This window comes from Roseateles sp., assembly GCF_039929605.1.
Classification (GTDB): Bacteria; Pseudomonadota; Gammaproteobacteria; order Burkholderiales; family Burkholderiaceae_C; genus Pelomonas.
Window position 1 is genome coordinate 1 of sequence record NZ_JBDSQX010000041.1, and the last position, 9,219, is coordinate 9,219.

9 protein-coding genes and 1 pseudogene are annotated in these 9,219 nt (G+C 66.7%); 3 read left to right on the top strand and 7 right to left on the bottom strand.

Annotated features, from left to right (window positions below):
* From ABIS05_RS05725 to ABIS05_RS05755, 7 genes and pseudogenes are all read right to left on the bottom strand, one after another.
* Window positions 1-347 (bottom strand): annotated as a pseudogene (locus tag ABIS05_RS05725) (cation:proton antiporter); the annotation flags it as partial.
* 155 nt (window positions 348-502) lie between these two features.
* Window positions 503-877, bottom strand: a complete 375-nt coding sequence (locus ABIS05_RS05730; RefSeq protein ID WP_348013684.1) for an S-adenosylmethionine decarboxylase — start codon at window positions 875-877, stop codon at window positions 503-505.
* 3 nt (window positions 878-880) lie between these two features.
* Window positions 881-1,135 (bottom strand): MoaD/ThiS family protein, encoded by a 255-nt coding sequence (locus tag ABIS05_RS05735; protein WP_407074898.1) that lies wholly within the window; start codon window positions 1,133-1,135, stop codon window positions 881-883.
* Window positions 1,132-2,337, bottom strand: coding sequence for a gephyrin-like molybdotransferase Glp (glp, locus tag ABIS05_RS05740; protein WP_348013685.1), 1,206 nt, complete (start codon window positions 2,335-2,337; stop codon window positions 1,132-1,134). Before glp ends, ABIS05_RS05735 begins: the two co-directional genes overlap by 4 nt.
* A complete protein-coding gene (gene thrC, locus ABIS05_RS05745; protein ID WP_348013686.1) occupies window positions 2,330-3,721 on the bottom strand; it encodes a threonine synthase in 1,392 nt (463 codons plus the stop codon). The genes glp and thrC overlap by 8 nt, the downstream gene beginning before the upstream one ends.
* A gap of 1 nt (window position 3,722) precedes the next feature.
* A complete protein-coding gene (locus tag ABIS05_RS05750; RefSeq protein WP_348013687.1) occupies window positions 3,723-5,042 on the bottom strand; it encodes a homoserine dehydrogenase in 1,320 nt (439 codons plus the stop codon).
* 27 nt (window positions 5,043-5,069) lie between these two features.
* Window positions 5,070-6,296 (bottom strand): pyridoxal phosphate-dependent aminotransferase, encoded by a 1,227-nt coding sequence (locus ABIS05_RS05755; RefSeq protein WP_348013688.1) that lies wholly within the window; start codon window positions 6,294-6,296, stop codon window positions 5,070-5,072.
* Between the two features lie 121 nt (window positions 6,297-6,417).
* On the opposite strand from ABIS05_RS05755, the gene ABIS05_RS05760 reads away from it, so the two are divergent.
* The 3 genes from ABIS05_RS05760 to ABIS05_RS05770 form a co-directional block, all read left to right on the top strand.
* The gene (locus tag ABIS05_RS05760; RefSeq protein ID WP_348063222.1) at window positions 6,418-6,792 is read left to right on the top strand and encodes an Mth938-like domain-containing protein; all 375 of its coding nucleotides are present in this window, start codon (window positions 6,418-6,420) and stop codon (window positions 6,790-6,792) included.
* A gap of 130 nt (window positions 6,793-6,922) precedes the next feature.
* Window positions 6,923-7,402 (top strand): peroxiredoxin, encoded by a 480-nt coding sequence (locus ABIS05_RS05765; RefSeq protein ID WP_348013690.1) that lies wholly within the window; start codon window positions 6,923-6,925, stop codon window positions 7,400-7,402.
* 167 nt (window positions 7,403-7,569) lie between these two features.
* On the top strand, window positions 7,570-9,219 hold a 1,650-nt coding region (locus ABIS05_RS05770), incomplete at its 3' end, for a PhoH family protein (RefSeq protein WP_348013691.1).

Genomic DNA, 9,219 nt, shown 5'->3' on the forward strand with positions numbered 1-9,219 from the left:
GCGCCGAATGTCAGCAAGGACTCGGCCGCACTGGTCAGCAGCAATGCCGGGTTGACGCGCAACCAGCGCAGGCTGACGCGGCTGCCCAGCTCGAACAGCAGCAAGGCCATGGCGAGGTCGACGATCAGCCGGTCGGTGCCGTGCAACTGGCCGTCGCCGAGGCCGCGGCCCAGTGCGGCCACCGCCATGCCGGCGGCGCTGTAGCCGACGATGCGCGGCAGGCCCAGCACGCGGAACACCGCGCCACCCAGCAGGGCCCCGGCCACCATCGTCAGGGCGAGCCAGAACAGCAGGTCCGGCTGGGGCGGCCAACGGTCGAGACCCAGATAGCCGGCAATGTCGTACATGTTTGTGCTCCTTTGTCGTTCTGGTTCGGCGTCGGCAAAGTCTAGGCCACCCCTGACGAGGGGCAATGCTCGTGCCGGCACCGGCCGAAGGCCGCCCTCAGCGCTTGAAAGTGTTCAGAACGGCGCGTCAAAACGCCGTCAAGCTTCCAGCCTCTTCAGCCCACCTGACCCCGAATGATTTCACCCATGACCGCCTCGGCAACGCCAAACGCGGCCACCAGTTGCGCCATCAAGCGCCTGGCCTTGGCGCTGTTGTCGCCGCCGTAGTTGCAGACATAGACGTCCAACGTCACCGCGCCCAGTTCCGGCCAGGTGTGCACGGCGAGATGCGACTCCGCCAGCAGCACGACGCCGGTGATGCCGCACTGCTCGTCGGCGGCGCCGAAGCGATGGAAGAGCTCGGCCACGCCGCTGAGGCCCGACGCCACGACCACGTCTCGGCACAGGCTGAACAGGGCCTCGGCGTCACGCAGCAGCGGCAGCGCCGGGTCGACGCCGCGCAGGTCGGCCGTCAGGTGCAGGCCTTGCAAGGCTCAGCCGCCGGTGACGGGAGGGAAGAAGGCCAGCTCGTCGCCCTGCGACAGCGTCGCGGACTCGGCGCACATCTTGTGGTTCAGTGCCGACCGCACCGCGCGACCCGGCGCCAGCGCCTCGGCATGGGCGCCGCCACGCGAGCGCAAGGTCTCGCGCACTGCGGCGACGGTGCTGGCATCTGGCAAAACCAACGCCTCACCTTCACCCAGCTTCTCCCGCAGCGACGCGAAGAAACGCAACCTGACCGTGATCACGACAGCAGCTCCGCGAATGGCAGGAAGCGCACGGCGTCGCCCGCCTTGATCGCTTGGCCGGCAGGGTTGTCGATCAACCCGTCGGCCCAGAAGGCCGAGGTCAGCACGCCGCTGCTCTGGTTGGTGAACAGCGCCAGGCCGCCCTCCTCGTCGAGCCGCACGCGCAGGAACTCACGGCGCTTGTCGGGCTTGGGCCAGTCGAAGCCGGCCACCAGCCGGTAGCCGCGTGGCGTGAGGCGTGAGGCGCCCTGCAGCTTGAGCAGCGCGGGCCGCACGAGGACGAGGAAGGTCACGAGGCTGGACACCGGGTTGCCAGGCAGGCCGATGAAGTGGGCATTGCCAACCCGGCCATACGCGAACGGCTTGCCGGGCTTGATGGCGATGGCCCACAAGTCCAGCTGGCCTTCGGCTTGCACGGCGGGGCGCAGGTGGTCTTCCTCGCCGACCGACACGCCGCCCGAGGTCAGGATGACGTCGGCGCGCGAGGCCGCTTCGCGCAGCGCGGCGCGCGTCGCATCGAGCTTGTCGGGCACGATGCCCAGGTCGACCACCTCGCAGCCCAGGCCGTCCAGCAGGGCCCGCAGCGTGAAGCGGTTGGAGTTGTAGATGGCACCCGGCGGCAGCGGCTCGCCGGGCATGACGAGCTCGTCGCCGGTCGAGAACACGGCCACGCGCGGGCGGCGAGTCACCGTGAGCTGCGCGGCGCCGGCCGTGGCTGCGAGGCCCAGCGACACGGCATCCAGCCGCGTGCCAGCGGGCAGCACGACGGAGCCGGTGCGCACGTCCTCACCGCGCAGCCGCACGTTGGCCCCGGCAGCGATGGGCTGGGTGATGCGCAACTGGCCGTCCACCAGTTCGGTGTGCTCCTGCATGACGACGGTGTCGGCACCCGGCGGTACCTGCGCGCCGGTGAAGATGCGGGCGGCTTGGCCGGCGGGCAATGGCGAAGGCACGCTGCCGGCAGGAATCCGTTGCGTCACCGGCAGCAGCGAGGCCGCATCGGCAGCCCGCAGCGCGTAACCGTCCATGGCCGAGTTGTCTGCCGGCGGCACGTCCACCGGCGAGACGAGATCATTGGCCAGAACACGGCCACGCGCATCAGCGGCGGCGAGCGTCTCGGTGCCGGCCAGCGGCGCGATCTGCGCCAGCAGCGACGTGAGCGCGTCGTCCAGCGCGATCAGCGGTTTCCTGGGCTCAGACATGCGCGCGGATGTAGGCCTTCACCTGGTCCACATCGGCCGGCATGAGTTTCACGCGCTTCGGTCTTTCCTCGATGCCCTCCAGCCCGGCGGGCCGTGGCGGCTCGATGCCCAGGGCCTCGTGGATGGTGGCGGCGAACTTGGCCGGCAGAGCAGTCTCAAGCACCAGCATCGTCACGGCCGGGTCGCGCTGCTCCAGCGCCACCTTCAAGCCGTCCGCCGTGTGCGGGTCGATGACGATGCCGTGCTCGGCGTGGCAGCGGCGGATGGTGGCGATGCGGTCGGCATGCGTGCTGCGACCCGAGCTGAAGCCGAAACCGGCAATGTCGGCATGCTCGCCGGCCGCCAGCTCGAAGTGCGGCGCGCTGAAGTGCGCCTTCACGCGCGCACCGTCGCGGCCGAGCAGGTCGAACACGAAGCGCTCGAAGTTGCTCGCCTTGGAGATGTCCATCGACGGGCTCGACGTCTCGTGCGTGTCGGCCGTGCTGCGCGGGCGGTAATTGCCGGTACGGAAGAACTCGTCGAGCACGTCGTTCTCGTTGGTCGCCACGACCAGCTTGGCGATCGGCAGGCCCATCTGGCGCGCCACATGCCCGGCGCAGACGTTGCCGAAATTGCCTGACGGCACCGTGAAGCTGACCTTCTCGGCGTTCGTCTTGGTCGCCTGGAAGTAGCCGGCGAAGTAGTAGACGACCTGGGCCAGCAGCCGCGCCCAGTTGATGGAGTTGACCGTGCCGATGCGGTGTTCGCGCTTGAAGGCAAGGTCGTTGGACACGGCCTTGACGATGTCCTGCGCGTCGTCGAACACGCCTTCGATGGCGATGTTGTGGATGTTGGCGTCCTGCAGGCTGAACATCTGCGCCTGCTGGAAGGGGCTCATGCGGCCGTTGGGGCTGAGCATGAAGACGTTGACACCCTGCTTGCCACGCATCGCGTACTCGGCCGCGCTGCCGGTGTCGCCGGAGGTGGCGCCCAGGATGTTCAGCGTCTCGCCACGGCGGCCGAGTTCGTACTCGAACAGCGCGCCCAGCAGCTGCATGGCCATGTCCTTGAAGGCCAGCGTCGGGCCGTTGGACAGACCTTGCAGCGCGATGCCGTCGCCCAGCCAAGTCAGCGGCGTGATCTGCTCGGTGCCGAAGACCTCGGCCGTGTAGACCTTGCGCGTGATCGCGCGCAGGTCGTCGGCCGGGATGTCGTCGATGTAGAGCGACAGGATCTCGAAGGCCAGGTCGGCATAAGCCAGGCCGCGCCAGCGGGTCAGCGTTGCCGCGTCGACGCGCGGGTAGGTTTTGGGCAGGTAGAGCCCGCCGTCGGGGGCTAGGCCTTCGAGGAGGATGTCGGAGAAGCCGCGCTCAGTGGCGTCGCCGCGGGTGCTGATGTACTTCATGTCAGGCCAGCTCTTCCTTGCGGATGCGCACGATGGGCGCGAGCACGGTCGGCAGGCCCTGCATCTTGGCCAGCGCTTCGTCCATGCGGCCCTCGGCGGTGTCGTGCGTCAGGATGATGAGGTCGGTCTGGCGCTCGCCGTCAGCGGACTCGCGCTGCAGCACGGCGTCGATGGAGATGTCGTGCTCGGCCAGGATGGTGGTGATGCGCGACAGCACGCCGGCCTGGTCCGCCACGACGAGGCGCAGGTAGAACGCAGTGTGCACGTCGGCCATCGGCAGGATGGGCGTGTCGCTCATCGCGTCGGGCTGGAAGGCCAGGTGGGGCACGCGGTGATCCGGGTCGGCAGTGGCCAGGCGGGTCACGTCCACCAGGTCGGCGACGACGGCCGAGGCGGTCGGCTCGGCGCCGGCGCCCTTGCCGTAGTACAGCGTCGTGCCGACGGCATCGGCCTGCACGACAACGGCGTTCATCGCGCCTTCGACGTTGGCGATGAGGCGGGTCGACGGGATCAGCGTCGGATGCACGCGCAATTCAATTCCGTTGTCACGGCGGCGCGTGATGCCCAGCAGCTTGATGCGGTAGCCGAGTTGCTCGGCGTACTTGATGTCCGTCGCCTGCAGGCTGCTGATGCCCTCGACATGGGCCTTGTCGAACTGCACCGGCACGCCGAAAGCGATGGCGCTCATGATGGTCAGTTTGTGGGCCGCGTCCACGCCTTCGATGTCGAAGGTCGGGTCGCTCTCGGCGTAGCCCAGGCGCTGGGCTTCCTTCAGCACGGTGGCGAAGTCCAGGCCCTTGCCGCGCATCTCCGACAGGATGAAGTTGGTCGTGCCGTTGATGATGCCGGCGATCCACTCGATGCGGTTGGCCGTCAGGCCTTCGCGCAGCGCCTTGATGATGGGGATGCCACCGGCCACGGCCGCTTCAAACGCGACGACGACGCCTTTCTCGCGCGCGGCTTCGAAGATTTCCGTGCCGTGCAGCGCCAGCAGCGCCTTGTTGGCCGTGACGACGTGCTTGCCGTTGGCAATCGCCTGCAGCACCAGCGTGCGCGCCGGCTCGATGCCGCCGATCAGCTCGACGACGATGTCGATGGCCGGGTTGTTGACGAGTAGCTGCGCGTCGCCGACGCAGGGCACGCCATCGCCGACGACCGCCTGATAGGCCTTGGCACGCTCGGCGTTGCGGGCGGCCACCATCGCGATCTCGATGCCGCGCCCAGCGCGGCCGCGAATCTCGGCCTGGTTGCGCTGCAGGACGTTGAAGGTGCCGGCACCGACGGTGCCGAGGCCGATGAGGCCCACTTGAATCGCTTTCATTGCACGGCTCTCAGGGACAGCGGGTAATCAGGAAAAACTGCGGCGGCGATAGCCCGCCAGGAAACGATCAATCCGGCCAACGGCCTCGCGCAGATCGTCCACATTGGGCAGGAAGACGAGGCGAAAGTGATCGTGCTCGGGCCAGTTGAAGCCGGTGCCCTGGACGATGAGCACCTTCTCCTCGGCCAGCAGCTCGTAGGCGAATTGCTGGTCGTCGGCGACCGGGTACATCTTCGGGTCCAGCCGCGGGAACATGTAGAGCGCGGCTTTGGGCTTGACGACGCTGACGCCGGGAATCTGCGTCAGCAGCTCGTAGGCCAGGTCGCGCTGGCGGCACAGCCGGCCGGTGGGCGCGACGAGGTCATCGATGCTTTGATAACCGCCCAGGGCCGTCTGGATCGCCAATTGACCCGGTGTGTTGGAACATAGCCGCAGCGAGGCCAGCATGTTCAGGCCCTCGATGTAGTCGCGGGCATGGCGCTTCTCGCCGCTGACGACCATCCAGCCGGCGCGGTAGCCGCAGGCGCGGTAGTTCTTGGACAGGCCGTTGAAGGTGATGAACAGCACGTCATCCGCCAGCGACGCCATGCTGGTGTGCGTCACGCCGTCGTACAGCGTCTTGTCGTAGATCTCGTCGGCGAAGATGACGAGCTGATGGCGGCGCGCCAGCTCGATGATGCCGAGCAGCAGGTCGGTTGGGTAGAGCGCCCCGGTCGGGTTGTTCGGGTTGCAGACCATGATGCCGCGCGTGCACGGGCTGATCTTGGACTCGATGTCGGCCAGGTCGGGCAGCCAGCCGGCGCCTTCGTCGCACAGGTAATGGACAGGGCGGCCGCCGGACAGGCCAACGACGGCTGTGTAGAGAGGGAAGTCGGGCGCCGGGATGAGGATCTCGTCGCCGTCGTTGAGCAGCGCGTTGATCGACATCTGGATCAGCTCCGACGCGCCGTTGCCCAGATAGACGTCATCCACCGTGACGCCCTTGACGCCCTTTTGCTGCGTGTAGTGCACCACCGCCTTACGCGGCGCGAACAGGCCCTTGCTGTCGGTGTAGCCACCGACATCGGCTAGGTTGCGGATCATGTCCTGCACGATCTCGTCCGGCGGCGTCAGGCCGAACACCGCCGTGTTGCCAATGTTCAGCTTGATGATTTTGTGGCCCTCTTCCTCCATCTGGCGCGCCTTGTCCAGCACGGGGCCGCGGATGTCGTAGCTGACGCTGGCGAGCTTGCTGGACTTGGCGATGGGCTTCAAAAGGGGCTCCGAAAAGCAGTTGCTGCAGTGCAGGGGGTGAGCCGCCAAGTTTAAGGGCCGGGCATGGGGAATGCCGTTCTGGGCGACACTCGCGCCCCGCGCTCTCTGCCCTCCGTTTTCGATGAAGTTTCAGCTCGACGAGCCGCAAGGCGGCAACAGCATTTCGCGCCACGACGCCAGTGGCGTCTGGGTCAACGGCCGGCCACACACCGCCAGTGTTCTCGTCCCCTGGAAGGGCAACGTGGTGACCTGGGCGCCTTCGCGCTTCGAGGAACTTCAGCCCGCGCATTTCGAAGCAATCAAGGCTTTGAATCCTGAACTGGTCGTCTTCGGCAGCGGCGCAAAGCTGCGGTTTCCCAACCCGGCCTTATGGCGAGGGCTGGTCGAAGCACGCATCGGTTTCGAGGTCATGGACCTCGCGGCGGCCTGCCGCACTTACAACGTTTTGGCCAGCGAAGGCCGCAATGTGCTGGCCGCGCTGCTGATCGAGGGATAAGCTGCCCGACCCTGCGGTAGGACAAGGCCCTATAATTGCTGGCTATTGCATGCGGGCGCCCGCGTGAATTGCTGCACATGCAGCAGTCACGACCCGGAGACCCCGCGAGCCCAACTTGCCGCACCCCCCAATGACGCCTGCGATCAACAAACCCCTGCCGGAAATTGACGCTCAAGCCACCGGCGGCGTGAAGTTCACCGCCAACGCCTTTCTGGGCAAGTCGGTCGTGCTGTATTTCTACCCGAAAGACAACACGCCCGGTTGTACCACCGAGGCGATGCAATTCCGTGATCGCCACAAGGACTTCGTAAAAGCCGGCGCCATCGTGTTCGGCGTCTCGCGCGACAACATGGTCTCGCATGACAAGTTCAAGCAGGCCCTGGAGCTGCCGTTCGAGCTGATCGCCGACACCGAAGAGAAGCTCTGCCACATGTTCGGCGTGGTCAAGAACAAGATCATGTACGGCAAGAAGGTCAAGGGCATTGAGCGCTCCACCTTCCTGATCGCCCCGAACGGCATCCTGGTGGGCGAATGGCGCGGCATCAAGGTCGCCGGCCACGTCGACGAAGTGCTGAAGGCCGTCAAGGGCCTGAAGAAGGAAGCCGCCTAAATAGGCGTTGTTCTCCGACATCGCGGGTGCCCGCAGGATGTGCATAATCGGCGCATGCCCCGGGCCGCAACCTCGCCTCAGACTTCAAAGCCGCACTCATCCTGTGCGGCTTTTTGCTTTCTGGAGCCGGGATTGCGAGGGGTTCACCTGCCGTCAATCAGCCGTACATGCCACTGCCCAAGCCTCCTGCACAACGCGCCAGCCGCCTCGATGCCACTGCTTACTCGGCCAATCTGACCCCTAGCAAACCCCGGGCGACATCGCCCACCATCGCGCACGTCAGCGCGCCGGCCGTCGCACCTGCGGCGCCGGTCGCGGCCCCGACAGCCGAGGTACTGCGCCTGCCCACCCCCGCCTCCAGCCCGGCCGCCAAAACGGCGCTGCCGACCAAATCGGCGAGCAAGGCGCCGGCCAGGGCCGTGGCGCCCAAACGCACACGCAAGCCCGCCGAGGCCGCCAAGCTCTTCGTGCTGGACACGAATGTGCTGATGCACGACCCGATGTCGCTGTTCCGCTTCGAGGAACACGACGTCTTCCTGCCCATGATCACGCTCGAGGAGCTGGACGGGCACAAGAAGGGCATGACCGAGGTAGCGCGCAATGTGCGCCAGGTCAGCCGCGAGCTCGACCAGCTCGCCGCCAGCCTGAAGACCAGCGGCATCGAGGAAATGTCCAAGGGCCTGTCGCTGGCGGGCACCGGCCACCGCGAGGCCGAGGGCAAGCTCTTCTTCCAGACCGAGTTGATCGACGCGCCGCTGCCGGCCGGATTGCCCCAGGGCAAGGCGGACAACCAGATCCTCGGCGTGGTGCAGGCCCTGAAGAACCTGCATCCGGAGCGCGAGGTGGTGCTGGTGTCCAAGGACATCAACATGCGCATCAAGGCCCGCGCCCTGGGCCTGCCGGCGGAGGACTACCGCAACGACAAGACGCTGGAAGACTCCGACCTGCTCTACACCGGCGTCCAGGCCCTGCCGAACGACTTCTGGGATCGCCATGGCAAGACCATGGAGAGCTGGCAGCAGGGCGGCACGACCTACTACCGCATCAGCGGGCCGCTGGTGCCCACGCTGCTCATCAACGAGCTGGTCTACCTCGAAGCCCCCGGCGAGACGCCGTTGTATGCCAAGGTCACCGAGATCACCGGCAAGTCAGCCGTGCTGCGCACGCTGAAGGACTACGGGCACCAGAAGCACGCCGTCTGGGGTGTGACGTCGCGCAACCGCGAGCAGAACTTTGCGCTGAACCTGCTGATGGACCCGGAGTGCGACTTCATCACGCTGACCGGCACCGCCGGCACCGGCAAGACGCTGATGACGCTGGCCGCCGCGCTGGCCCAGGTGTTCGATGACCGCCGCTACAGCGAGATTATCGTCACCCGCGTGACCGTCCCCGTGGGTGAAGACATCGGCTTCCTGCCCGGCACCGAGGAAGAAAAGATGGGGCCCTGGATGGGCGCGCTGGACGACAACCTCGAGGTGCTGGCCAAGGGTGGCTCCTCTGCCGGCGAATGGGGCCGCGCCGCCACTCAGGACCTGGTGCGCAGCAAGATCAAGATCAAGAGCCTGAACTTCATGCGCGGGCGCACGTTCCTGAACAAGTTCGTCATCATCGACGAGGCACAGAATCTGACGCCCAAGCAGATGAAGACGCTGATCACGCGCGCCGGCCCCGGCACCAAGATCGTCTGCCTGGGCAACCTGGCGCAGATCGACACGCCCTACCTGACCGAAGGCAGCTCGGGCCTGACGTTTGCAGTCGACCGCTTCAAGGGCTGGGCCCACAGCGGCCACGTAACGCTGGCTCGCGGCGAACGTTCG

Bases quoted from the DNA above. Each gene is read 5' to 3' on its own strand.
- ABIS05_RS05765 (WP_348013690.1), top strand. From the start codon at position 6,923: ATGACGCCTGCGATCAACAAACCCCTGCCGGAAATTGACGCTCAAGCC.
- glp (WP_348013685.1), bottom strand. From the start codon at position 2,337: ATGTCTGAGCCCAGGAAACCGCTGATCGCGCTGGACGACGCGCTCACG.
- thrC (WP_348013686.1), bottom strand. From the start codon at position 3,721: ATGAAGTACATCAGCACCCGCGGCGACGCCACTGAGCGCGGCTTCTCC.
- ABIS05_RS05760 (WP_348063222.1), top strand. From the start codon at position 6,418: ATGAAGTTTCAGCTCGACGAGCCGCAAGGCGGCAACAGCATTTCGCGC.
- ABIS05_RS05750 (WP_348013687.1), bottom strand. From the start codon at position 5,042: ATGAAAGCGATTCAAGTGGGCCTCATCGGCCTCGGCACCGTCGGTGCC.